Here is a 24651-nt window from a genome sequence, read left to right as displayed (position 1 = left end):
ATTCATGCGCCACATTGAAATTATGGATACAACCCTCCGGGATGGTGAACAGACCAGTGGGGTATCCTTTTCTGCTTCTGAAAAGTTGACGATTGCCCAATTGCTTTTGACTGAATTAAAAGTTGATCGCATTGAAGTAGCATCTGCGCGTGTATCTGAAGGAGAATTTCAGGCGGTCAAAAAGATTACATCTTGGGCTGCAAAAGCCGGTTTCCTAGACAGGGTAGAGGTCTTGACTTTTGTCGATGGCGGTACATCCGTTCAATGGATGTTGGATGCCGGTGCCAAAGTCATGAATTTATTGACCAAAGGTTCTTTGAATCATTTGCAGCATCAGCTCAAGAAAACACCTGAACAGCATTTTACTGAGATTCAGGCGACGATTGAGTTGGCAAATGCGAAAGGTTTATCGGTTAATGTCTACTTGGAAGATTGGAGTAATGGAATGCGTAATTCGAAGGATTATGTGTTGCAATACCTTGATTTTATCACACAATTACCTGTTAAGCGCATTTTGCTGCCAGACACCTTAGGGGTTTTGACGCATTGGGAAACCGCTGATTATATCAAGGAATTAGTTTCTCGCTACCCAACAACACATTTCGATTTTCATGCCCATAATGACTATGATTTAGGGACAGCGAATGCGTTGGAAGCAGTTCGTAACGGAATTCATGGCTTACACTTAACCGTGAATGGCATGGGCGAAAGAGCTGGTAATGCTCCTTTGGCTTCTGTTATTGCCGTATTAAATGACTACCAAAAAGATGTCAAGACTTCCGTTTGCGAAAAGTCACTCTATTCTGTGAGCAAGTTGGTAGAGACCTTTTCCGGTTTCCGAATTCCGGTCAACAAACCGGTTGTGGGGGAAAACGTATTTACCCAAACGGCTGGTATTCACGCCGATGGAGACAAAAAGAATAATTTGTATTTCAATGAGTTGATGCCAGAGCGTTTTGGTCGTGAGCGCAAATATGCGTTAGGTAAAACATCCGGAAAGGCCAATATTGAGAATAATTTAGCTGCTTTAGGTATCCAATTGTCTGATACTGACTTAAAGAAAGTAACCCAACGAATCATTGAATTAGGTGATCGCAAGGAGGTCGTTACCCAGAATGACTTGCCTTACATCATTTCAGATGTATTGGATTCCGATGCGATTGAGGAGCGTGTACAGGTGTTGAATTATGTATTAACACATTCCAAAGACTTGCGTCCTTCTGTGACCTTAAAAATTTCCGTTGATGGAGAGATTTTTGAAGAACATGCGCAAGGTGATGGTCAGTATGACGCGTTCATGCATGCGTTAGCTATCATTTTTGAAAAGAATGGTCAAAAGTTAGCGCAGTTGACGGACTATGCTGTACGAATTCCACCAGGAGGAGAGTCTGACGCACTTTGTGAAACAATCATTACCTGGTCATTTGGAGGGAAAGAATTAATCACACGAGGTTTGGATAGCGACCAAACGGTGTCCGCAATTAAGGCGACACAAAAAATGTTGAATTTGATTTAATAAACATATCATGGCAAAAAAACATATCCTAATTGTTCCAGGTGATGGAATTGGACAAGAAGTAACCGAAGTAGGTAAAAAAGTATTAGAGAAAATTGCGGCGAAATTTGGCCATGATTTTACGTATGATGAGGCGTTAATTGGTCACGTAGCAATTGAAGCAACGGGTGATGCACTTCCAGCTGAAACATTAGAAAAGATGAAGGCTTCCGATGCTGTGCTTTTCGGCGCGGTAGGACATCCTAAATATGACAATGATCCTTCTGCAAAAGTTCGTCCTGAGCAAGGCTTATTGAAAATGCGTAAAGAATTAGGGCTTTATGCGAATTTACGGCCGATCAAATTGTTTGATGAATTATTGTCGGCATCGAGCATCAAGCCAGAAATCTTGAAGGGCGCTGATATTTTATTCTTCCGTGAATTAACGGGGGATATCTATTTTGGCGAAAAAGGTCGTAAAAACAATGGTGATACAGCCTATGATGTGGCAGAATATAGCCGTTACGAAGTAGAGCGTATTGGACGTAAGGCTTTTGAAGCCGCTCGCACACGTAAGAAACATTTGGTTTCAGTAGACAAAGCGAACGTGTTGGAATCATCACGTTTATGGCGTGAAGAGATTCAGAAATTGGCTTTGGAATACCCCGATGTAACGGTTGAATACCAATTCGTAGATGCAACTGCGATGTTGTTGATTAAAGATCCAAAGCGTTTTGACGTTGTGGTAACTGCGAATTTATTTGGTGATATCTTAACGGATGAAGCTTCTCAAATTGCAGGTTCGATGGGTATGTTGGCTTCTGCTTCTATCGGAGATGGAACAGGTGTTTATGAGCCTATTCACGGTTCTGCACATGATATTACAGGAAAAGGTTTAGCAAATCCGATGGCTTCTGTTTTATCGGTTGCATTATTATTGGATATTTCGTTTGGTATGAAGGCTGAGTCAGAAGTCGTTATTAACGCGGTTGATCAGGTGTTGAAGAAAGGTTTCCGCACGGGTGATATCGCGGATGAAACTACCGACAAGTCAATGATTTTAGGAACGGATGCAATCGGAGAAGAAATACTGAAATTGATTTAATCAATTCATTTTTTATTTCATAATTTTAAGGCTTGCGACATATTTCGCAGGCCTTATTTTTTTACCATGCGTTTATTCTTATTTATTCTATTTGTCTCATTTGGCGCATTCGCCCAAAATAACATTCAGGTCACAGATTTATTGAAAATCAAGTCGGTGGGTAAACCTAGTTTCTCCCCAGACGGACAAAAGTTTTTTTATACGGTTACTTCGGTCGAAGATGATCCGGATACCAAAGGTGATTTTGTTTATCAAACCCATTTATATGTGGGGGATGTTGCATCCAAGTCCTCACGTGCCATGACTTCGGGTCGCTATTCGATTAGCGGGGCAAATTGGTCGGTAGATGGAAAATCAATTTTGTTCACGCGTGACCTGGGTAATAAAGCGCAGGTTTTTCAATTAAGTCTGGCAGGTGGTGAGGCATTGGCACTTACAAATTCGAAGGTGTCCATTCAAAATCCTGTGATTTCCAAGCATGATGGCCGTTTGTATTATACCTCGGGTATATCATTAAAAGACTTTTATGTGGATTCAATAGCAAATCCCCGACATTTGATTCCTGCGTGGTCTTTAGAAAAACCAAAGCTTGCTAATTCGTCTTTTGTTTCTAAAGCGAAAGCAAACCCGAACGGAACGATCGAGGAGGTTCGTGCTTATTTAGCGCAAAACGAAAAAGACAAGAAGGCTAAGGTGATTAACCGTTTACAGTTTCAAGAGGAAATGACAACTTCGGGTGAGATCCAATTGTCGACTATATATTCGTTGAATTTGGAAGCGGGGGCTAAAGCTGTTGCGCTCAATAATCCCTTGCATCGTTGGTCCGATTGGGAGCAATTGGATGCGAATACCTTTTTAGTGATTTTGCCTGCTGATAGTTTAACACACCCTGACAAGGTGTTAGAAAGCCAAATTGTTCGTTTTGACGCAATTTCGAAGACCTATAAATCGGTATTGATGAAAGCGGGTTATCGTTATTCTAATTTAAGTATCAATAATAAAGGTGACCAAGTTGCTTTTTTTGAATCAAAATCAACCGGAGTATCGAATCCAGTTTTAAAAGTGATGAATTTGGCTTCGGGTGTGATTCAAGATGTTACTTTGGATCGTGTGATTACGCAAGTAAAATGGTCGGCGGATGATGCGAAATTGTATCTCACTCCACAAGATCAGGGTGCTGTCCCGATTGTGGAATATACCTTGGCTACGAAGAAGTTTACAACCTTGACATCTACCATAGAGGGTGTTTTGGGCTTTGATGTGGTAGGAGATCAATTCATTTATGCCAAAACATCGATCGAAAACCCTTCGGAATTGTATATGCTAGCCAATGGGAAAGAATCACGTTTGACTGATTTTAATTCCATTTGGTTAAAGGATAAACAATTAGCCAAAGCAGTGAAACACCAGTTTATTAACAAATTAGGTCAAACGGTTGATTATTGGGTGATGAAGCCGATTGGTTATCAGGAGGGGAAAAAGTATCCTTTGGTTGTAGAGATTCATGGAGGTCCTACTGCGATGTGGGGAACGGGTGAAGCAAGCATGTGGCATGAATTTCAATACTATGCTGCGAGAGGATATGGCATTGTTTATTGTAACCCACGCGGAAGCGGTGGATATGGAACACCTTTTATGGCGAGTAACGTGAAAGATTGGGGAGCAGGTCCGATGGCGGATGTCATGCGCGTGACAGATTTAGCCATCAAAGAAGGGTGGGCCGATACAACCAAATTAGCGGTTACCGGTGGCTCTTATGCAGGTTATTTAGTTGCTTGGATTGTTGGGCATACGAATCGATTTAAGGTGGCTGCGTCCCAACGAGGTGTTTATGAATTGTCGACTTTCTTCGGGGAAGGAAATGCATGGCGTTTAGTTCCGAATTATTTTGGTGGTTATCCTTGGGAAAAGGCTACCAGAGCGGTTTTAGATAGAGAATCTCCTTTGACGTACGTGGCCAATATTAAGACGCCATTGATTATTTTCCATGGTGAAAATGACTTGCGCACGGGTGTTATTCAGAGTGAGATGCTCTACAAGAGTTTGAAACAAATGGGTCGTGAAGTGGAATACGTTCGTCATCCAGGTGCTTCACATGAGATTACGCGTGCGGGGAATAACCGTCAGCGGATTGATCAGATGTTACGAACTTGGGAGTTTTTTGCTAGATATTTATAAAATGCGAATGCATTTTATAAATATCTAGTCGCTAGTCATTAGTCGCTAGTCATTGGACTTTAGACATTAGTTCTTGGACTTTAGACATTGGATGGATTTTTTGTAGTGAAGCGATACCTCGCGTCTGATAGACGCTGGACATTAGACGTTAGTCGCTAGTCATTAGTCGCTAGTCGTTGCATAGTATTAACTGTAGAGTCGCGACACTTCGTGTCCAATGTCCAACGTCCAACGACCACCGTCTAACTAAAATACCTCCAATCCTCATTTCCTTTGACTTTCAACAAAGATTGATAAATCAATTCAATCACGGCTTCCATATCGCTTTTGGCAATTGTTTCCACCGTTGTGTGCATGTATTTCAAAGGGAGTGAAATCAAGGCAGATGCAACGCCTTCTGTAGCGTAGGCGAATGAATCCGTATCGGTACCTGTCGAGCGAGAAACCGCCTGACGTTGGAAATCGATGTTGTTTTCTTTGGCCACATCAATGATGAAATCGCGAACATTGTTTTGAACCGCCGGACCATAACAAATGACAGGACCTTTTCCACAAGACATATCGCCTTGTGTTTTCTTGTTGTACATCGGCGATTGGGTGTCATGCGTCACGTCAGTAATAAAGGCCAAATCTGGTTTTAATCGGCGAACAATCATTTCCGCTCCACGTAACCCAATTTCCTCTTGAACGGAATTGACAACATATAGTGTGAAAGGTAACGTGATTTTGTTTTCTTTTAATTTTCGTGCCACTTGCGCAATCATGTATCCTCCGATGCGGTTATCCAACGCTCGGCCAACAAGATATTTCTGGTTAAGTTCTGTCAAGCCATCTTCGAAAGTAACCACGGTACCTACGTGAATGCCCATTTCTTCAACTTCCTTTTTGTTCGCAGCGCCACAATCAATAAAAATATCATCGATGGAAGGTGCTTTATCTTTGGCTAAATCACGCACGTGAATAGCTGGCCAACCAAAAATACCTTTGACAATTTTTTCTTTCGTATGTATGTTGGCACGCATAGATGGTGCGATCAAGGCATCAGAGCCACCATTCCGACGAAGAAATAAATAACCATTATCATCAATGTAATTGACAAACCATGAAATTTCATCCGCATGTGCTTCGATGACCACTTTGTAAGGCTGTCCTGGATTGATAACACCTACAGCTGTGCCATAAGTATCGATGATTTTTTCGTCAATGTAGGGTTTTAGGTAGTCCAACCAAATTTGTTGGCCTGAAGATTCAAAGCCAGTAGGAGAGGCATTGTTTAAATAACTATATAAGAATTCGTTAGCTGTATTGGGCATATTAATCATTTTTTAATTCCTGCAAATTACAAAACTTTAGAGATGAATTTTATAAAAAATCGATTCAAAATCTAGGCTTTTTTGATTGATTAAACGATTAAAATCGTATTTTTGGTAGATTTTCATGGTAACATGTATTAAAAAATAGATTGATGAAGAAAATAGCTGTATTTACCTCAGGTGGTGACGCTCCCGGAATGAATGCGTGTATTCGTGCCATTGTTCGTGGTGCTGCATACCATGGAGTAGAAGTTTATGGAATTATTCGCGGTTATAATGGAATGATCAAAGGGGATATTATTCCTTTGAATTCACAGTCCGTAAGTAACATTATCCAACGTGGGGGTACGATTTTAAAATCGGCCCGTTCGAAAGAATTTATGACATCAGAAGGCCGTCAAAAAGCCTACGATAAATTACAAGAATTAGGCATTGAAGGTTTAGTGGCGATTGGGGGTAATGGTACCTTTACTGGAGCTGAAATCTTCTTTAATGAGTTTAAAATCCCAACGGTAGGTGCGCCAGGTACAATTGATAATGATTTGTACGGAACAGACTATACAATTGGATTCGATACAGCCGTAAATACGGCATTGGATGCCATCGATAAAATTCGAGATACTGCTGATTCACATGATCGTGTATTTTTCATCGAAGTAATGGGACGAGATTCGGGCTATATCGCGGTTCAATGCGGTATTGCAGGTGGAGCTGAAGCTTTGATGATTCCCGAGAATTTAACCCCCGTAGATGAGATTGTGACGATTTTGAATAATGGATTTGCGAAGCAAAAGTCCTCTTCAATCGTCGTCGTAGCGGAAGGAGACGAAGAGGGAAATGCCCAAGTGGTTGCGAATAAAATTCGTGAAAAAATGGGAAGTAAAATTGACATTCGAGTAACGACTTTAGGTCATATCCAACGTGGAGGTATTCCTACCGCATATGACCGTATTTTAGCTTCTCGTCTAGGTTTAGGCGCGTTAGAAGGTTTGTTACGTGGTGAGAAAAATGTGATGGCTGGGGTAATTAATAACCAATTGGTATATACGCCTTTCCATGATACCATTACGAAAAAGAAACCTGTGTCAGAGGATTTGATACGTATGGTGGAGATTTTATCTACCTAGGCATATCCTACAATGCGATATATGAGGAATCCGAATATTTCGCGCAACAGATAAGACAACTTATACAATTCTTTTTCGGAAGGAATAATGCATTCAAGGACACCTAATTCGGTGTCCTTTTTTTTGCTATCAACCACGAATGGAATGCAATGCAAACCCTCTTTCGTAAAACATGCAGAAGCCCGTCGCATATGGAACGCGGATGTGACTAAAAGGATGGGGCCTTGAAGATGTAAAGAATCAAGCATGCGTTTGGAAAACTTCGCATTTTCATGCGTATTTCTTGCTTGGGTTTCGGTGATTATTTTTTCATGCGGTATACCCAAAGCTACTAAAAGTCGTTTAACTTGTGCCGTCTCATTGCTATGATCTATTTTAAGATTTCCAATGGACGTGTTTCCACCCGTAATGAGTATCCTGTCAACTTTTCCTTGTTTATACAGGAGTGCCGGCTGCAAAAAGCGATCTGCGCTTTCACCGACATTCATGCGAGTAGGATCTTCTTGATTTGCTCGAATCATTCCTCCCCCTAATATAATCGCTACGGGATAATGACCTTTCACTTCCGTTTGAGGCATTTCATAAGCTGAAAATAAGGTATTGACAAAAAGGCTATTGGAGGCGATTAGAAGAATTCCTAATAGACCTAATGCGGCGGCCTTCTTCCATTTTGTATTTTTGGCAAAGTATGCAACGCACGCCAAAGCAATTATCCAGCTAATTGGTAAAAGTATAAAATCAATAATTTTAGATAGCGTGAAAAACATTGTATTTTTGAAATTATGATTATTAAAATTAGCCTAAATTTTATGAAAGTCCTCTCATTCGTATTGCTTCTTTTAGCTGTTATGCATTGTGCTCAGGCACAGAATCCTGCTTTTCAAATCAAAGGAAAAATTAAAGGTCTTCAAAATACAGAGGTTTATTTAGCTCATTATTTTGGCTCAAGCCAACAAGTCATCAAGGATACAGCTCAGGTGGATAGTTCTGGGCATTTTGTTTTCGAAGGGAATGAGACCCTAGACGAAGGTTTGTATTTGGTGTCATTCAACAAGAATAAGTATTTTGACTTGGTGTTAGGTAACGCGAAATTTTCATTTGAAACGGATACTTCAGATGTTGTCGGTCAAATGAAGGTGCTTCAGAGCCCTGAGAATGAAGCATTTTATGCTTTTCAGCGTGATATGACTTCGGCCTATCTTTCTTTGCAAACAAAGAAGAAGCCTGAGCAAATTCGGACAGAGATGGCTGTCATCCAGCAGAAATGGATAAAGGATCATGCTAATTTATTTGTGTCTAAACTCATTCAAGCTAGTTTAGAGCCTGAAATTCCCGCATATACAAAACCCGTAAAAACATCCAAGGATAGTAGCGATTTGTATAAGTATCAGTTTACCTATTACAAGAAACATTATTTTGACTATGTGGATTTAAATGATGAACGATTTATTAGAACTCCATTTTTACAAAAGAAGATTGATAAGTATTTTGAAGATTTAGTTGTTCAAGAGTCCGATTCTATTTCGAAAGATGCCGACGTATTACTTCATGGGATCAAGAATCAGGCCATGCGTAAGTATGTGGTCTATAAGATTGCTAGTACCTATGAAAATCATAACATCGTGGGTACAGATGGGGCCTTTGTTCATTTGGCGGAGAAATACTACATCGGTGAGCCACAATTGTGGGATACAACGACGATTCGCAAGATGAAAGAACGTATCGCGATTATTAAACCTTTGCTGATTGGAAAACGTATTCCGGAAATGTTTTTAACGGATCCTGCAGGTAAGTTATTGACAACCTCAGCTATACAGGCCAACTATACAATTTTGTTTATTTATGACCCTGATTGTAGCCATTGCAAGGAAGAAACACCGAAATTACTTAAACAAGATGCTTATTTTAAAGCTAAAAATATTGCTGTATTGGCTGCTTGTTTAGTACGCGATAAGGTCATGTGGAAGAAATTCATTGAAGAATTTAAGATTCAACATTGGAAGAATGGTATTGATATTCACATCAATGCGAAGACTGGGAAAGAAGAATACTACACCGATTTTCAAAAGACTTATGATGCTTACGCTACTCCAGTTGTGTACATTTTGGATAAGTCAAAAAACATTATCGGAAAACGTATTCCAGTAGACAAGATTCAAGATTTCTTGAAGTTTTATGAAAGCAAACGGAAATAATTAGCGCTGAATTTTCATTTTGCTTCTAGGCTTTTTCCCTTTCTTCAGGTAGCGCTTGTGCTTGATTGTCTTCTTAATACGATATTTTTTCTTGTACTTAAGCCGTGTTTTTTGATAGAATTTTTTGCTGAATTTGGGTGTGGTTTCTAGTTCCAATTGGTGATAGGGGATGAGCATGAGCTCATTTTCAAAGCCGATGATTTTAATCTTCACTTTTGCTAAACCTACTTTTCGAACATTGATCTTCTTGGCTGCAGCTTCTGTTAGGTCAATGATTCTGCCTCTTTTATAGGGGCCGCGGTCATTAATGCGCACAACTACACTCTTCTTGTTGTAGATGTTTGTTACCTCGACTAAGGTGTTAAACGGGAATAAACGATGTGCCGCAGTATATTCCGTCTTACGTAACAATTCCTGGTTTGCCGTTCGTTTGTTATAAAATGAATTGGAATAGAAGGATGCGATGCCATAACTCTCATCACCTAACTCCTGAGAAATCCCGTGGAACGGGCTCAGAGCGCAGATTAAAAGGAAAATGAACAGTATGATACGCATGATTAGTTAACGTAATTAGGCTCAAAGTTTGACTTTTATTGTCGGATTTAAAAATATTGCCAAAATAATGCAATTATTTCTTGAACGAGGGATTGAAAAACATTCCAATATTTTTGAGTGAATAAGAAATAATAGTAGATTTACACATTGTCAAACCTAACTTACTTTAACAGTGGAAGAAAGAGATAGAGAAGAATTGTTTTCCAAACGAATCCGAGCAGGTAAAAGAACTTATTTTTTTGATGTAAAATCGACACGTTCACAAGATTACTACATTACAATTACCGAAAGCCGCCGCCATCAAAAAGAAGATGGTTTTGTTTATGAAAAACATAAAATGTTCCTGTACAAAGAAGACTTTGACAAGTTTGTAGAAGGATTAAATGAAGCTGTTAATCATGTGAAAACAGAATTGATGCCAGATGTTGATTTTGCTCAGTTTAATCGTGACGAAGACGAATTTGGTAGCACAGACCTTAAATGGGAATAACTTATTTGAATATTTTTTAAAAGCCTCTGAGAAATCGGAGGCTTTTTTCATTTTTAGCCGTATTTTTGCAAATTATTAAATTTATATATGGGATTAACTTGTGGAATTGTTGGCTTACCTAATGTAGGAAAATCAACTTTATTTAGTGCAATATCATCAAACAAGGCTGAAGCGGCTAATTACCCTTTCTGTACGATTGAACCTAATGTGGGTATCGTTACGGTGCCAGATGATCGCTTAAATGTTTTAGCTGAATTCGTTAAACCGAATCGTATTTTGCCAACTGTTATTGAATTTACGGATATCGCAGGTTTGGTGAAAGGTGCTTCACAAGGAGCAGGCTTAGGTAATAAATTCTTAGCCAATATTCGGGAAGTAGATGCCATTATTCATGTCGTACGTTGTTTCGAGGATGAGAATATCATTCACGTAGAAGGTCGTGTGAATCCTATCTCAGATAAGGAAATTATCGATATGGAATTGCAATTGAAGGATTTGGAATCAATCGATAAGAAAATTCAAAAAACAGAACGCGCTGCAAAAAATGGCGATGCCAAAGCAAAACAAGAGTTTGCTGCTTTGCAACAGTTTAAAGCTACCCTGGAAGAAGGGAAATCAGCTCGTACGGTTGTGATGGATGCTGATTTACGTGAAGTGGCTATCGGTGATTTATGTTTATTGACCGATAAGCCTGTTATTTATGTGGCCAATGTCGATGAGGCTTCTTTAACTGCTGGCGGTAATGCTTTTGTCGATACGCTTCGTGCGAATGTTGCAGCAGAACAAGCAGAGGTTATTGTAGTTTGCGCAGCTTTAGAAGCACAAATTTCAGAAATTGAAGATCTAGAAGAACGTCAAATGTTCCTCGACGAATATGGCTTAACGGAATCGGGTTTGAGTAAATTGATTCGTAGTTCGTATGCCTTGCTTAATTTGATTACTTACTTTACAGCTGGTGTTCAAGAAGTGCGTGCTTGGACCATTCAAAAGGGTTGGAAAGCTCCTCAAGCTGCTGGAGTTATTCACACGGATTTTGAACGCGGATTTATTCGTGCGGAGGTAATTAAATTTGCCGACTACCAAACCTACAAAAGTGAAGCTGCTTGTAAAGAGGCAGGTAAGTTAAGCGTGGAAGGTAAAGATTACATCGTACATGATGGAGACATCATGCACTTTAGATTTAACGTCTAATGGATTGAATTGAGCTTTTGATACCCGATTAATTCATCATAGCGTTTGCCGGGTTTTCGGAGATAAACAAAGATTTCATAACTATTTTCGGTTTGAGCATAATTCCCTTCTAAGTAATTAGAAGGGTTTTTTGTTTCAAATCGGTAATTGTAAATCCCCTGTTTTAATTGAATACTTGCTTCATAGATACCCAAAGAATCATTGTACTGCATTATATTCTCAGGTAAGTGCTGAAATTGGTTAAAGGCACCACACACGTAAATTGTTTCATTTTGTTTGGGTGCTTTTAGTCGAAAAGTACAGCGTACATAATCGGCATAAAGAGGATTGCTTGGATTCTCGTAATTTTCAAGAACATAAGCTCCATTGCTGTCATTTCGTTGCACATAGGTATAGTTTCCCTGTGGGCTTTCTAGCATGCTTACTAATTGTGTCTCAGATTCTTTGACTTCCCAATGATCGATGTAACTTAATTTTTGCTGCGTACTGCGAAGGTCGATTAATCGATATTCATTTCCTCCAGCAATTGCCTGTTCGTTTTCATAAGACGGAAAATGAATAGATTGCTCCATCGGATTAATTATTCCCAAGGGCATTTTAGGCAATTGGTTTCCGAGCAATTCATTTTGTTTCACATAGATCTTTAAATCTTCTGCTGCATTAATCAGTAAATTGCCTGGGTATTTCAACCTTAATTCAAGGTTTTGGTGGCTGGCACGAAGTGCATTGGTCCGACCAAATCGAACAGACCCAGCGACCGTTAATTCTTGGTTATAAACACAGAATCGCTGCGTTAGGATGGTATCTCGCTTAGCCCGATTATATATCATGACAACATAATTACCCGCTAATTTAACGCGTGGTAAGGCGATTTGATAATGGCGATAGGGTACTTTGGTTCCCATGGATGCCTGTGAATCACGTACCGGAATATCATTGAAATCCTGTAGAAACTCGATGTCGGAGAGGGAAGATGCTTTCCAATCCGATTGGCAATGAATCACCTTGAGGTAGATTGCATTTCGATTTTGTAAAGATAAATCATCGAAGGTTAAGTGCCAATTGCCCTGACTACCGATATCAAGGCTAGGTTGTGCCTGTATCGTCTCATGCGCCATTAATTGGCTTAAATGGACACTCTTAATTTGCTTTTCAATTGTACGGTTTTGCAATTGCCCTAATACACTTATTTGTGCTGTTAGCAGTAAAACGAGGATTAGGGCGCGCATATTAGCTAATTAATAACTCCCATTCGGCAGTTGTTGCTTCTAATTTAACCTGTACTGCATGGCGTTTAGTTTCTAAGGCCTTAAGTTCATCAAATTTAGAAGCCGCTGCTACAGTTGCCATCTCGTTTTCAATTTGCTTAATTTCTTGTTCGAATTCCATGATTTGTTTTTCCAACTTCTCGATAGCCTTTTCCGTATTCTGATTAACAGGTTTGTGCTCTACGGGTGCTAATTCAGGTTTAGGCTTCGATGCAATGGCTTTTGCTGCCGTTTGATCCACGGGTCTGCTAGCCATCCATGTCTCATATTCATCAAAAGAACCTGGATATTCCTTTATTTCATGGTCTTCGATGTACCAAATCTTATTTGCAATGTTTGATACAAAATAACGGTCGTGCGATACGACCACATAAGTTCCTTCGTATTGTTGCAGCGCTTGAATTAAGATATTCACCGATTGCATATCCAAGTGATTGGTAGGCTCATCGAGTAAAAGGAAGTTGGCCTCCGATATCAATACCTTCGCCAATGCCACCCGAGATTTTTCACCTCCTGACAAAACTTTAATCTTTTTGAATACTTCCTCACCAGAGAATAAGAAACAACCCAATACACTACGCAATTCCATTTCGGTCTTGGTCGTACCTGTCGCTTTCAATTCGTCTATTAAGGTATTTTCTACATTCAAACTCTCTAATTGATGTTGGGCAAAGAACGATTCAATGACATTGTGTCCCGTTCTACGCTCACCTTCGATTTCTTCTGTTCCTGAAATGACACGTAATAAGGTCGATTTACCTTTACCATTCGCACCAATTAATGCAATCTTATCGCCTCGGTTAATGGTTGCTGAAGTGCTTTTTAAAATAACCTTTTCACCATATGCTTTCGAAATATTCTCCAAGAACAAAATGAAACGACCAGGTTCGGTGCCAAAGTTGAATTTAAAATTCACCTTCGCTTTTTCGTCAATCACATCATCAATGATATCGATTTTTTCCAATGCTTTCACACGCGATTGTACTTGACGGGATTTAGAAGCTTTCGCCTTGAAACGCTCAATAAAGCGTTCTGTTTGACGAATTTGCGATTGTTGGTTTTCAAAAGCGCCCTTTTGAATTTCATTTCGCAAGGATTTTTCCTCCGTGTAATACGAATAGTTTCCTGGGTATAAGGTGATTTTAGCACCGGATACTTCTGCGATATGATCAATCGTGCGATCTAAGAAATAACGATCGTGCGATACAACGACGATAGCACCCTCGTAATCATGAATATAATTTTCAACCCATTCGATGGACGGTAAGTCCAAGTGGTTGGTCGGCTCATCAAGTAAAAGCAATGAGGGTTTTTGTAAAAGTAATTTGGCAAGCATTACCCGCATGCGCCATCCCCCCGAGAATAGGCGTAATGGGCGATTTAAATCGCCCGTCGTAAAGCCTAAACCTTCTAAGATTTCTTCTGTTTTAGATTGAATGGTATATCCATCTAATCGTTCGAATTCCTCCTGAAATTTAGCTAATAGATCCACATCCTTGTCTTCATAATTTGTTTCCATCTTATGAAGCACCTGGTCGATCTCTTTTTGTAATTCTAATTGTCGGCTAAATGCCTGCATCGCAACCTCCAGGATACTATCATCCGTTTGGTAGGAGAGTAGATCTTGATTCAAAAAACCGATGGTACAGTCCCCTGATTTGGAGATATTGCCACCATCGGGTGTGTATTCACCCGAAATTAAGCGCAGTAATGTAGATTTACCTGTTCCATTCGCGCCAATAAGGCCGATTTTAGCTTTAGGTTTGATGTGAAGATTGGCACCTTCATACAGGGCCCGACTACCGAAATAGAAATTGAGATTGGATATTGATAACATGGGTGCAAAGATAATCGTTTATCTTTAATCCACAGGTCTATCTGCTCAAACGATTTCGTGCATTTGCTCCACCTAAATGCGGACAGTCGATGAGCTCATTAAAATATTCATAAGCTATCGCAGTTTTGTGATATCCATAGGCTTTGGATAAAGTCATGGTTCGGTTGTTGTCCCCCATGGAAAGCTCGATGTCATCCATCGTCATTTGGCAGGGATGTTCATAACCACAGGCATGGGTGATTTCTGCAATTTCTTTGACCAATGTATAATGGTAGCGATAATAGCGCTCACTTTTTAATGTTACATCAATACCCGCTTGGAGCCATTTATTGGACGTCGCAATGCCCGTTGGACAATGATTTGTGTGGCATTTTTGAGCTTGAATACAACCAATGGACATCATGGCTTCTCGAGCAATATTAATCGAATCAGCGCCCATGGCAAAAGCAAGTAAAGCTTTTTCAGGGAAGCCTAATTTACCAGAGGCAATGAAAAAGATTTTATCTGTTAAATCATGCCGTTGGAAGATTTGATATACTTTAGCAAAGGCAAACGTGAATGGCATAGAAACGTGGTCCGCGAAGGCATGCGGTGCGGCACCTGTTCCGCCTTCACCGCCATCAATGGTGATAAAATCGGGTCCCTTGCCTGTTTTTGCCATGTAGGCAGCCAATTCTTCCCATTGTTCTAATTTACCAATCGCGGATTTTACACCCACGGGCAATCCTGTTTCTGTCGCCATGGATTCAATAAAATCCACCATCTCAGGGATATTACTGAATTGCGCATGAAATGCAGGCGATATAGCATCTTTTCCCATAGGGATGTGACGTATGTCGGCGATTTCTTGATTGATTTTGGAAGCCGGCAACATGCCTCCTTTACCAGGTTTGGCACCCTGTGATAGTTTTAATTCGATGGCACGAAGCTGAGGGTTTTCGTCAACTTTTTGTTTCAACTTATCCATGGAAAATGTGCCATCCAATTCTCGAACACCGAAATAGGCCGTACCAATATTCAAAATAACATCAGCCCCAAATTGATGATAGGGTGATAAAGATCCTTCTCCGGTATTGTGATAACAACCCGCTAATTGAGCACCTTTATTTAACGATTCAACCGCTTTGGCCGATAGTGAACCGTAACTCATACCTGAAATGTTGATCACCGAGTAAGGACGAAAAGGTCTTTTTCGATTGTGGAATAGTCCGATAACCTTTGTCGCAGGTAAAACTCCAGGATTCTTTTTACTTGGATGATTCACAGGAGGATTATATCCCATCATGGCATTCTTAATGAAAATATAGCCGGGAGAATTAAAGTCCTGATCTGTCCCAAAACCTTGTAGGTTATTCTCATTTTTGGACGAGGCATAAATCCAAGAGCGTTCTTGTCGGTTGAATGGCAACTCCTCCCGATTATTGGCAACGATGTATTGCCGCAATTCCGGTCCGATTTGTTCGAGCCAATAACGAATATGACCTACGACGGGAAAGTTATGTGTGATGGTGTGACTCTTTTGAATGAATATGTCACGAATGATGACTATGAATAAAACAATTCCTACCCAGAACCAAGCTGAGTTTAACCATTGATTGATTTCCATTTGTTGATGAATTTTGAACAAAATTGGTAATTTTTTCCCAATTCTTATTTTTATCTTTGTTATTAAATTTTGTTATGCAAGCAGACTATCAACAACTCAAAGCATTTGTCAGTTCCGTTTTTGAATCCATCGGTTGCCCAGCGCAAGATGCGGATTTGGCGGCGCATGTTTTAGTTTCCGCGGACGCTCGTGGAATTGATTCCCATGGCGTAGCACGCTTAGCAGGTTATGTTCGATTATATGACAATGGTCGCCTCAACCCAAAGCCTCAAATTCGTATTTTACACGAAAGCCCATCTACGGCATTGGTGGACGGCGACAGAGGATTAGGTCTTGTTGTGGCTCCCAAAGCGATGGAAATTGCCACTGAAAAAGCTGCGGTGGCTGGTACGGGTTGGGTTGCTGTCCAAAATTCTAATCATTTTGGGATTGCGGGTTATCATGCAATGAAGGCTGTGGAGAAAGATATGATTGGTTGGGCCATGACGCATGCAGCACCTTTAGTTACCCCTACGTTTTCACGTGAGAAATTATTGGGTACGAATCCCATTGCGGTAGGAATACCTGCCAATGAAGAACCCGCGTTTTTGGCTGATTTCGCCTCTACGGCAGTGGCTTATGGTAAACTAGAGATATTACAACGGAAGGGATTAGATACTCCATCAGGTTGGGTACAAGATAAAGACGGAAATCCTTGCAATGATGCGTTTGCCATCAAAAATGGAGGTGCTTTATTGCCTTTAGGTGGCGATCGTGAGCACGGTTCACACAAAGGTTATGCGCTCGGCGCAATTGTCGATATTTTATCAGGAGTTTTATCGGGGGCGAATTTTGGTCCTTGGGTTCCTCCGTTCGCAACGGCTGGCTTTATGCAAGCCGGAGAAACCGTTGGGAATGGTACAGGACACTTTTTAGGTGCGATGCGCATAGATGCTTTCCGGCCAGCCGACGCATTTAAGGATGACATGGATAAGTGGATTAGACGATTCCGAGCTGCTGATGCGGTTGAAGGTAAGAAAGTAATTATTCCGGGAGATCCCGAACGTGAATTAGAGATGATTCGAATGCAAGACGGAATTCCTTTGTTAGATCCTGTCATTGCTGATTTAAAAGGCTTAGCTAGCCGTTTTTCTATAGATTTTAAAATTGCTTAAGATGGTTTCGAATAAAAAAATCAAGATTTTTATCCTCGTGTTTTCGTTGGTAACAGCGATGTTCTCCTATTACGTTTGGCAGATATTTAAAACGCCAAACTTTAATGTGAAAGGCGATTCTTATGCTATTTTGATTCCGAAAGGCGCGGATTTTAATCAAGTGTTGGATAGTTTAGATAAGAACGATGTTGTTCGAGATAAGCTAAGTTTTCGTTTTTTGGCGAAAGCCTTGGGTGTGGCTGAAAAAGTTAAACCAGGTCGGTATGTGGTAGGTCCCGAAACTGGGAATTGGGAGTTGTTGCGTAAAATGCGCAATGGCCGACAAGATGCTTTGCGGATTACGATCAATAACTTTCGGTTGAAAGAAGATATAGCAGCTAAATTGGGCAAACAATTGCCTTACGATTCTACTTACATTATGAAAATGTTGGATTCTAGTGCAATTACGGAGCAATACGGCTATAGTCCTGAAACCATTGCATGCTTATTTATACCTGATACCTATGAGGTATTTTGGACTAGTTCTTTTGAGGACTTTATGAAGAAAATGCAGAAAGCAAATAAACGCTTTTGGAACCAGAAACGTATTAATGAAGCTTCTGCCTTGGGAATGACACCCACACAAGCAGGTATTTTGGCATCGATTGTCTATGGAGAAAGTAAAGAGTCCGCTGAGCAAGCTCGTATTGCGGGAGTTTACTGGAATCGTTTTCGTACCGGAATGCCACTCCAAGCTGACCCAACAATCGTTTTTGCATGGAAAGACTTTAGCATCAAGCGCGTGACAGGAAAATATACGGCAATCAAATCCACTTATAATACGTATCGGAATACGGGTTTGCCTCCTGGACCTATTTCGATTCCACCGGTGGATGTGATCGATAAAGTCTTACATTTGGAGAAGCATGAATACATGTATTTCTGTGCGAAAGAAGATTTTTCAGGTTTTCACAATTTTGCCAAAACCTATCCTGAACATTTGATTAATGCAGCTAAATATCAAGCGGCATTAGATGCTCGTAAAATTCAATAAGATGTATTCACACGCAGTTAAGTACCGAGTTTGTTATGCAGATACTGATCAGATGGGTTATGTATATTATGGGAATTATGCGCGTTTATATGAAATTGCCCGTGTGGAAACCCTACGTAGTTTAGGGGTTAGTTATAAATCGTTGGAAGATAACGGGATTGGTTTACCTGTAGCTGAACATTACACTAAATTTCTTGCTCCAGGATTATATGATGATGAATTAACCATCATTTGTCATGTGGATTCGTTGCCAACTCGGAAAATTGTGTTTTCATATCAGATTAAAAATGAAGCTGGTGTTGTAATTAATGAGGGTAGCACAACACTCGTTTTTTGGGATTTGAATGCCAAAAAAGTCATTAAGGCACCTGATTTTATCATGAATGCCTTACAACCTTATTATCAAGCATGAGGAAGAGTTTATTAAACGAAATAAAACAGATTTGGCGTGAATACGAGGAGCATTATGTGCTCGTTCGCATCATTTCTATTTTGTATCAAAAGATCTTTCAATTTGATATTGATGTACGTGCAGCAGCGGTGGCGTACAATTTTACCTTAGCTGTATTTCCCACCATCATCTTTCTTTTTTCTTTGCTTCCTTATTTACCTGTGGAGCATTTGGACTTTAAGATTATCAGTTTCATCAAAGCTACGGTTCCTAAATATCTCCAAAGTGATTTAACAGAATTGATTACGGAGATTGTAAATAAGAAAAGGGGAGGAGTTCTTTCTTTTGGTTTCTTTTTTGCGCTCTACGCGAGTACCAGTGGGATTCTAGCTTTAATGCGTTCCTTTAATTTGACTTATAAAACAAGTGAAAATCGTGGATTCATTAAAGAGCGTTTGGTGGCAGTTGGCTTAAACTTTCTATTGACATTCGTTTTAATTACTTCGTTCATGGTTTTCATTTTGGGGAATTTTGTTGTGAAATATTTGGCAAAAGAAGGCATTTTAGAATATAATTTCACCTTCTATTTAACGAAGGTGTTAACCTATTTCGTCATATTTTCCGTCTTCTTTTTTACGATTTCCTTGATTTATTTCTATGCTCCAGCGATTCATAAGCGTTGGAAGTTTTTTAATGCGGGTTGCATCACAGCTTCCGTCATGATGATTCTTATTTCCAATGTTTTCTCTTATTATTTAGTCAATTTTGCTAGTTACCATAAAATTTATGGTTCCATCGGTTCCTTAATTGCCTTGATGGTTTGGTTGTATTTTGTAGGATTAATTCTCATTGTTGGTTTTGAAATCAATGCGAGTATTGATCAAGTTAAAATTGAGGAGTTAGAGGAAGAGCAACAAGGCTCTGATTTCTTTTTGAATTTTTAAGATGTCAGCAGAAATCCGAAAAGTGTATGATCGAAATAATTCGCAGGAATTAATTGATTATGTCGTGAAAGTTCTTGAAAAAGGAGGGGTAATTATTTATCCAACGGATACCATGTATGCGATTGGATGTTCCATTCAGAGCCAACAAGCTGTGAATCGTATTTGTGAAATCAAACAGATTAAGCCCACTAAAAATCGGTTTAGTTTCATTTGTGCCGACCTTAGTTCGATTGCGAATTTTGCCAAAGTGAGTGATTTTGCCTTCAAAATATTAAAGCGATACTTGCCAGGGCCTTACACATTTGTTTTGCCTGCAAGTTCTAAAGTGCCTTCGGTGTTAGTCCAAGGGAAGAAAACGGTCGGTATTCGTATTCCAGATTTTCAACCCATTTTGGATATTGTATCACAATTGGGGCATCCCTTGTTGACTACTACATTGCCTCAAGAGGGCTTAGCCGTTGAGGAATATACAGATCCAAGTTTGATATTTGATCGCTATGAAAACCAAGTAGATCTCGTACTTGATGGGGGATACGGCGGACATTTTCCATCCTCTGTTTTGGATGTACTCGAGGATAGCATTGAAATTATTCGTGTGGGTGCGGGTGATGTAGCTGATTTCGAATAATTACCATTTTAACGACAAAACATCAGGTTTTGTGTGCTTCCAGCGGCGATGTGACCACAAATATTGTTCAGGATATTGAATGATCGATTTTTCTAATCGGCGTGCGAATCGTTCAATAATTTCACCCTTCGGTAAATCTGTGTAATCGGGGTTAGCGATGGGTTCGAAACTCATGATGTATTTACCTCTTTCTTTCCGGATTAATTCAACAAATACGACGGGGTAATTATAATCTCTCGCAAATCGTTCCATGCCCGTAAAGAAGGCAGTATCTTGATTTAAAAATTTTGTCCAATAGGCTGATTCAGGTTTTTGAGGAGCCTGATCTGCTGCCAAACAAATTCCCCTGGCAATATCTTTTCTTTCACGTGTGGCCAAAATGGATTCCCGTTTTTCCAACAAAGTAACACCTGGGAAGCGACTTCTTACATCCATCGTGAATTGATTGAATGCCGGATTGTTTAGTTTTTGATAGACAACATCATATAAATTATTTGATAAGGCAAGTCGGTGAATCGCCCATTCCCAATTGCCTTGGTGACCTGCCACTAACACGACTGGCGTTCCTGCTTGCAGGTAGTCGGAGATGTAATGCTCATTAACCATTTGAACTCGATCAAGCATTTCTTTCTCGCTAATGGATACCCCATAAAAAAATTCGACAAGTTGGTCCGTTAAATACCCATAAAATTGAAGGCTTAAGGCCTTGATTTGCTTGGGGTTGAGCTGGGGAAATGAGTTTGAGATGTTTTTTGAGATAACCTCTTTACGATACGCAATGATGTAATAAAATACCCATTTTACACCTGTTGCAAGTGTGTACAAAATGGAAAGAGGCATACGGCCCAAAAGCTTGTAAAAAAACATCATGGCTAATTTGTCGAGTTAATCGCTTATATCTGCTATTTTTGCAAATATCCACTTATTTTTTGAATGCACATTGATATTCAGTATTTACCTTCTTTAGAATATTGCGCGTTGATTTTTACTGAATCCCAGATTGAATTTGAGGTTTTTGAAAATTTTCCCAAACAAACCTACCGGAACCGAAGCTATATTTTAGGGGCTAATGGTGTGGAATTGTTGAGTATTCCGATTATTCAGGGTACTTCAGGTAAGCAATTGACAAAGGATGTTCAAATTGACTATTCACAAGATTGGATGCGTAAACATAAAGGTGCCATTCAGGCGGCTTACGGCAAGGCTCCATTTTTTGAACATGTTGAGCCATTTATCGATCAGATATTTGCGAAAAAAAGTAAATTTTTAGTAGATTTAAATATTCAATTTTTAAATACAATTGCGCGTTTTTTGCAAAAGAAACCTCAGTTCAGCTTCACTGAATCATTTAATGATGCTGCTGATCATTCTTATTGGAATGTGATTGATTCAAAAAAAGAATTTTCAGCGCGCAATATTTATATTCCTGTTGCGTATAGGCAATGTTTTGGCACGGAATTTGTTCCAAATTTGTCTGTTTTAGATTTAATAATGAATTACGGAATTGAATCCTGTGAAATTTTACAAAAGAGTTTGAACAAATAAAGGCTTAGGTGCGTTTTGATTAATATTAATTAGGGAAATATGGAGGCTAAGTTTTCAAATAAGGTGAAAGAAGTAATTGCACTGGCTCGGGAAGAGGCCTTGCGATTAGGGCACGATTACATTGGTACGGAACATTTAATGTTGGGTATCATTCGTGATGGTGAAGGACCTGGGATTGAATTGTTACATAAATCTGGCGTTTCGTTGGATCAGTTGCGCCAAAGCATTGAACATTCAACGGCTTCTACAAGCCGTTCAAGTTTCGATAAGCAAAGCATGCTGAATATTCCCCTGACAAAGCAGGCGGAGAAAGTATTGCGCTTAACCTATTTAGAGGCGAAGTATTTTAAAACCAATTTGGTTGGTACGGAGCATTTATTGATGGCAATTTTGCGTGATGAAGACAATGTAGCTACGCAGATTTTAGAAAAATACCAAGTCCATTATGATTTAATCAAGGAGATGGTTGAATTCCAATCAAGTAATTCACAGGACAACTTACCTAAAGCTAGTTCGGATACGGATGATTCAGATGATGATAGTCGCCTTTTTGGTGGGTCTAATCAGGGATCTCAAGGAGGTTCAAGTAGCTCATCCACTGCCAAAGCAGGTGAAAAAAGCAAAACGCCTGTATTAGATAATTTCGGACGTGACTTAACGAAGATTGCCGAGCAAGGAAAATTAGATCCTATTGTTGGGCGTGAAAAAGAAATTGAGCGTGTCGCGCAGATTCTTTCTCGTCGCAAAAAGAATAATCCTATCTTAATCGGTGAGCCTGGTGTTGGTAAAACAGCGATTGCAGAAGGTTTAGCACTCCGTATCATTCAAAAGAAGGTATCACGTGTTCTATTTGGAAAGCGTGTTGTTACATTGGACATCGCTTCGTTGGTTGCAGGTACTAAATACCGTGGTCAATTCGAGGAGCGTATGAAAGCCGTGATGAATGAATTAGAGAAATCTACGGATGTAATTTTATTCATAGATGAACTTCATACGATTGTGGGTGCTGGTGGTGCTTCAGGATCTTTAGATGCGTCGAATATGTTTAAGCCTGCCTTAGCGCGTGGCGATATACAGGTTATCGGTGCGACAACCTTGGATGAATACCGTCAGTACATCGAAAAAGATGGCGCTTTGGCACGTCGATTCCAAACGGTGATGGTCGATGCGACAACGGTAGACGAAACGGTTGAAATTTTAAATAACATTAAAGATAAATACGAGGAGCATCACCATGTGATTTATACGCAAGATTCAATCAAATCGGCGGTTAAATTATCGGATCGCTATATTTCAGATCGTTTCTTGCCTGACAAGGCAATTGATGTCATGGATGAGGTGGGTGCTCGTGTACATATTTCCAATATTCAAGTTCCAGCAGATATCGTTGCCCTAGAGAATCAAATCGAGGTAGTGAAACAGGAGAAGAATCAGGTGGTTAAGTCTCAGAAGTATGAAGAGGCTGCTCAATTGCGTGATCGTGAGAAGAAATTAATTGATCAATTAGAATTGGCTAAAACCAATTGGGAAGAAGAATCGAAGAAACAGAAATTTACGGTTACTGAAGAGCATGTAGCGGAAGTGATTGCGCAAATGACGGGTATTCCTGTAAATCGAGTAGCAGCTAAAGAAGGAGAGAAATTACTTCAAATGGAGCAAGAATTGACCAAACATGTGATTGGTCAAGGTGATGCGGTGAAGAAATTAGTAAAGGCTATTCAACGGACACGTGTAGGATTAAAAGATCCTAATAAGCCGATTGGTTCATTTATTTTCTTGGGCCCAACGGGTGTAGGTAAAACGGAAATGGCTAAAGTGTTGGCTACTTATTTGTTTGATAAAGAAGATTCGTTGGTGCGTATTGATATGAGTGAGTACATGGAGAAATTCAGTGTATCTCGTTTGGTTGGAGCGCCTCCAGGATATGTAGGTTATGAAGAAGGTGGCCAATTGACCGAAAAGGTTCGTCGGAAGCCCTATTCAGTCGTCTTGTTGGATGAAATTGAAAAAGCCCATCCAGATGTATTCAATTTATTGTTGCAAGTATTGGATGATGGTATTTTGACAGATGGTTTAGGTAGACGTGTGGATTTCCGTAATACGATAATCATCATGACTTCGAATATAGGAGCACGTGATTTAAAAGATTTTGGATCAGGTATTGGTTTTTCTACAAAGTCTCGCGTAGACAACATGGAGGAACAGGCGAAAACAACGATTCAGAATGCATTGAAGAAAGCGTTTGCTCCGGAATTTATCAACCGTTTGGATGATATCATCGTATTTAATTCATTGGAGCGTTCGGATTTACATAAAATCATTGATTTACTCTTGGTGAAGTTGATGACACGCCTGGCTAATTTAGGTTTTGCTGTTGAATTAACGGAAAAGGCAAAAGATTTCATTGCTGATAAAGGATATGATCCGCAATATGGCGCAAGACCGTTGAACCGTGCGATTCAAAAGTATTTGGAAGATCCATTGGCGGAAGAAATTTTGAAAGGAGAGTTAGCCGAAGGAGAAGTCATTGAGGCTGATTATGTTGCTGAGGCTGAGGTTTTGACATTAACAAGAAAGAAGAAATAATACACATTAA

The 24651-nt window shown here is 39.8% G+C and carries 21 protein-coding genes; 14 read left to right on the top strand and 7 right to left on the bottom strand.

The features are described from left to right. The first annotated feature begins 4 nt into the window (after positions 1-4). The 3 genes from PQG45_RS04470 to PQG45_RS04460 all read left to right on the top strand — a co-directional run bounded on the left by PQG45_RS04470 (position 5) and on the right by PQG45_RS04460 (position 4778). On the top strand, positions 5-1516 hold the full coding sequence (locus PQG45_RS04470) for an alpha-isopropylmalate synthase regulatory domain-containing protein (RefSeq protein WP_315575413.1): 1512 nt from the start codon (positions 5-7) through the stop codon (positions 1514-1516). A gap of 10 nt (positions 1517-1526) precedes the next feature. After that, positions 1527-2600, top strand: coding sequence for a 3-isopropylmalate dehydrogenase (leuB, locus tag PQG45_RS04465; protein WP_315575415.1), 1074 nt, complete (start codon positions 1527-1529; stop codon positions 2598-2600). A 66-nt stretch (positions 2601-2666) separates the two neighbouring features. Next, positions 2667-4778 (top strand): S9 family peptidase, encoded by a 2112-nt coding sequence (locus tag PQG45_RS04460; protein ID WP_315575417.1) that lies wholly within the window; start codon positions 2667-2669, stop codon positions 4776-4778. Between the two features lie 242 nt (positions 4779-5020). Here PQG45_RS04460 and PQG45_RS04455 read toward each other — a convergent pair whose 3' ends face one another. Then, positions 5021-6091 carry a M42 family metallopeptidase gene (locus tag PQG45_RS04455; protein ID WP_315575418.1) on the bottom strand — a complete coding sequence of 357 codons (1071 nt, stop codon included), beginning with the start codon at positions 6089-6091 and terminating at the stop codon, positions 5021-5023. Between the two features lie 152 nt (positions 6092-6243). On the opposite strand from PQG45_RS04455, the gene pfkA reads away from it, so the two are divergent. Continuing rightward, positions 6244-7218, top strand: a complete 975-nt coding sequence (gene pfkA / locus PQG45_RS04450; protein WP_315575420.1) for a 6-phosphofructokinase — start codon at positions 6244-6246, stop codon at positions 7216-7218. Here the strand turns inward: pfkA and PQG45_RS04445 are convergent. Then, positions 7215-7922, bottom strand: a complete 708-nt coding sequence (locus PQG45_RS04445; RefSeq protein ID WP_315575422.1) for a YdcF family protein — start codon at positions 7920-7922, stop codon at positions 7215-7217. The genes pfkA and PQG45_RS04445 overlap by 4 nt on opposite strands. A gap of 105 nt (positions 7923-8027) precedes the next feature. Here PQG45_RS04445 and PQG45_RS04440 point away from each other — a divergent pair, with 105 nt between their 5' ends. Further along, positions 8028-9413, top strand: a complete 1386-nt coding sequence (locus PQG45_RS04440; RefSeq protein ID WP_315575424.1) for a DUF4369 domain-containing protein — start codon at positions 8028-8030, stop codon at positions 9411-9413. Here the strand turns inward: PQG45_RS04440 and PQG45_RS04435 are convergent, their stop codons facing one another. Continuing rightward, entirely contained in the window at positions 9414-9968 is a 555-nt protein-coding gene (locus PQG45_RS04435; protein ID WP_315575425.1) for a septal ring lytic transglycosylase RlpA family protein, read from the bottom strand. 172 nt (positions 9969-10140) lie between these two features. Here PQG45_RS04435 and PQG45_RS04430 point away from each other — a divergent pair, with 172 nt between their 5' ends. Together PQG45_RS04430 and ychF are read left to right on the top strand one after the other, a co-directional pair. After that, positions 10141-10458: a DUF3276 family protein gene (locus PQG45_RS04430; RefSeq protein WP_315575427.1), complete on the top strand. Its 318-nt coding sequence runs from the start codon at positions 10141-10143 to the stop codon at positions 10456-10458. Positions 10459-10545: 87 nt separating this feature from the next. Then, positions 10546-11649, top strand: a complete 1104-nt coding sequence (gene ychF, locus PQG45_RS04425; protein ID WP_315575429.1) for a redox-regulated ATPase YchF — start codon at positions 10546-10548, stop codon at positions 11647-11649. On the opposite strand, the gene PQG45_RS04420 is transcribed toward ychF, so the two are convergent. Genes PQG45_RS04420 through PQG45_RS04410 form a run of 3 tightly spaced genes read right to left on the bottom strand, consistent with a single transcriptional unit; the run spans position 11646 to position 16360 of the window. Next, positions 11646-12878, bottom strand: a complete 1233-nt coding sequence (locus PQG45_RS04420) for a type IX secretion system plug protein (RefSeq protein ID WP_315575431.1) — start codon at positions 12876-12878, stop codon at positions 11646-11648. The genes ychF and PQG45_RS04420 overlap by 4 nt on opposite strands. 1 nt (position 12879) lies before the next feature. Next, on the bottom strand, positions 12880-14754 hold the full coding sequence (locus PQG45_RS04415; protein WP_315575433.1) for an ABC-F family ATP-binding cassette domain-containing protein: 1875 nt from the start codon (positions 14752-14754) through the stop codon (positions 12880-12882). Positions 14755-14791: 37 nt separating this feature from the next. Next, on the bottom strand, positions 14792-16360 hold the full coding sequence (locus PQG45_RS04410) for an FMN-binding glutamate synthase family protein (RefSeq protein ID WP_315575435.1): 1569 nt from the start codon (positions 16358-16360) through the stop codon (positions 14792-14794). A gap of 74 nt (positions 16361-16434) precedes the next feature. Between PQG45_RS04410 and PQG45_RS04405 the strand changes: the two genes are divergently transcribed. From PQG45_RS04405 to PQG45_RS04385, 5 genes are read left to right on the top strand one after another with little or no spacing between them, the layout of a single operon-like run. Continuing rightward, entirely contained in the window at positions 16435-17514 is a 1080-nt protein-coding gene (locus tag PQG45_RS04405; protein ID WP_315575437.1) for an Ldh family oxidoreductase, read from the top strand. 1 nt (position 17515) lies between these two features. After that, positions 17516-18547, top strand: coding sequence for an endolytic transglycosylase MltG (gene mltG, locus PQG45_RS04400; protein ID WP_315575439.1), 1032 nt, complete (start codon positions 17516-17518; stop codon positions 18545-18547). Position 18548: 1 nt separating this feature from the next. Next, positions 18549-18959, top strand: coding sequence for an acyl-CoA thioesterase (locus PQG45_RS04395; RefSeq protein WP_315575440.1), 411 nt, complete (start codon positions 18549-18551; stop codon positions 18957-18959). Then, the gene (locus tag PQG45_RS04390) at positions 18956-19882 is read left to right on the top strand and encodes a YihY/virulence factor BrkB family protein (protein WP_315575442.1); all 927 of its coding nucleotides are present in this window, start codon (positions 18956-18958) and stop codon (positions 19880-19882) included. The genes PQG45_RS04395 and PQG45_RS04390 overlap by 4 nt, the downstream gene beginning before the upstream one ends. A gap of 1 nt (position 19883) precedes the next feature. Further along, a complete protein-coding gene (locus PQG45_RS04385; protein ID WP_315575444.1) occupies positions 19884-20510 on the top strand; it encodes an L-threonylcarbamoyladenylate synthase in 627 nt (208 codons plus the stop codon). Here PQG45_RS04385 and PQG45_RS04380 read toward each other — a convergent pair whose 3' ends face one another. Next, positions 20511-21380: a lysophospholipid acyltransferase family protein gene (locus PQG45_RS04380; RefSeq protein WP_315575445.1), complete on the bottom strand. Its 870-nt coding sequence runs from the start codon at positions 21378-21380 to the stop codon at positions 20511-20513. It abuts the gene before it with no gap. 63 nt (positions 21381-21443) lie between these two features. On the opposite strand from PQG45_RS04380, the gene PQG45_RS04375 reads away from it, so the two are divergent. Both PQG45_RS04375 and PQG45_RS04370 read left to right on the top strand, forming a co-directional pair. Next, entirely contained in the window at positions 21444-22055 is a 612-nt protein-coding gene (locus PQG45_RS04375) for a WbqC family protein (RefSeq protein WP_315575446.1), read from the top strand. 39 nt (positions 22056-22094) lie between these two features. Beyond that, on the top strand, positions 22095-24641 hold the full coding sequence (locus PQG45_RS04370) for an ATP-dependent Clp protease ATP-binding subunit (protein ID WP_316070343.1): 2547 nt from the start codon (positions 22095-22097) through the stop codon (positions 24639-24641). Positions 24642-24651 lie beyond the last annotated feature (10 nt).

This window comes from Aquirufa regiilacus (genome assembly GCF_032470275.1).
Taxonomy (GTDB): Bacteria; Bacteroidota; Bacteroidia; order Cytophagales; family Spirosomataceae; genus Aquirufa; species Aquirufa regiilacus.
This window is presented reverse-complemented; position numbering and strand designations above follow the sequence as displayed.

Coding starts and splice junctions, on each gene's coding strand:
- PQG45_RS04470 (WP_315575413.1), top strand. CDS start 5: ATGCGCCACATTGAAATTATGGATACAACCCTCCGGGATGGTGAACAG.
- leuB (WP_315575415.1), top strand. CDS start 1,527: ATGGCAAAAAAACATATCCTAATTGTTCCAGGTGATGGAATTGGACAA.
- PQG45_RS04460 (WP_315575417.1), top strand. CDS start 2,667: ATGCGTTTATTCTTATTTATTCTATTTGTCTCATTTGGCGCATTCGCC.
- PQG45_RS04455 (WP_315575418.1), bottom strand. CDS start 6,091: ATGCCCAATACAGCTAACGAATTCTTATATAGTTATTTAAACAATGCC.
- pfkA (WP_315575420.1), top strand. CDS start 6,244: ATGAAGAAAATAGCTGTATTTACCTCAGGTGGTGACGCTCCCGGAATG.
- PQG45_RS04440 (WP_315575424.1), top strand. CDS start 8,028: ATGAAAGTCCTCTCATTCGTATTGCTTCTTTTAGCTGTTATGCATTGT.
- PQG45_RS04435 (WP_315575425.1), bottom strand. CDS start 9,968: ATGCGTATCATACTGTTCATTTTCCTTTTAATCTGCGCTCTGAGCCCG.
- ychF (WP_315575429.1), top strand. CDS start 10,546: ATGGGATTAACTTGTGGAATTGTTGGCTTACCTAATGTAGGAAAATCA.
- PQG45_RS04420 (WP_315575431.1), bottom strand. CDS start 12,878: ATGCGCGCCCTAATCCTCGTTTTACTGCTAACAGCACAAATAAGTGTA.
- PQG45_RS04415 (WP_315575433.1), bottom strand. CDS start 14,754: ATGTTATCAATATCCAATCTCAATTTCTATTTCGGTAGTCGGGCCCTG.
- PQG45_RS04410 (WP_315575435.1), bottom strand. CDS start 16,360: ATGGAAATCAATCAATGGTTAAACTCAGCTTGGTTCTGGGTAGGAATT.
- PQG45_RS04405 (WP_315575437.1), top strand. CDS start 16,435: ATGCAAGCAGACTATCAACAACTCAAAGCATTTGTCAGTTCCGTTTTT.
- mltG (WP_315575439.1), top strand. CDS start 17,516: ATGGTTTCGAATAAAAAAATCAAGATTTTTATCCTCGTGTTTTCGTTG.
- PQG45_RS04395 (WP_315575440.1), top strand. CDS start 18,549: ATGTATTCACACGCAGTTAAGTACCGAGTTTGTTATGCAGATACTGAT.
- PQG45_RS04390 (WP_315575442.1), top strand. CDS start 18,956: ATGAGGAAGAGTTTATTAAACGAAATAAAACAGATTTGGCGTGAATAC.
- PQG45_RS04385 (WP_315575444.1), top strand. CDS start 19,884: ATGTCAGCAGAAATCCGAAAAGTGTATGATCGAAATAATTCGCAGGAA.
- PQG45_RS04380 (WP_315575445.1), bottom strand. CDS start 21,380: ATGATGTTTTTTTACAAGCTTTTGGGCCGTATGCCTCTTTCCATTTTG.
- PQG45_RS04375 (WP_315575446.1), top strand. CDS start 21,444: ATGCACATTGATATTCAGTATTTACCTTCTTTAGAATATTGCGCGTTG.
- PQG45_RS04370 (WP_316070343.1), top strand. CDS start 22,095: ATGGAGGCTAAGTTTTCAAATAAGGTGAAAGAAGTAATTGCACTGGCT.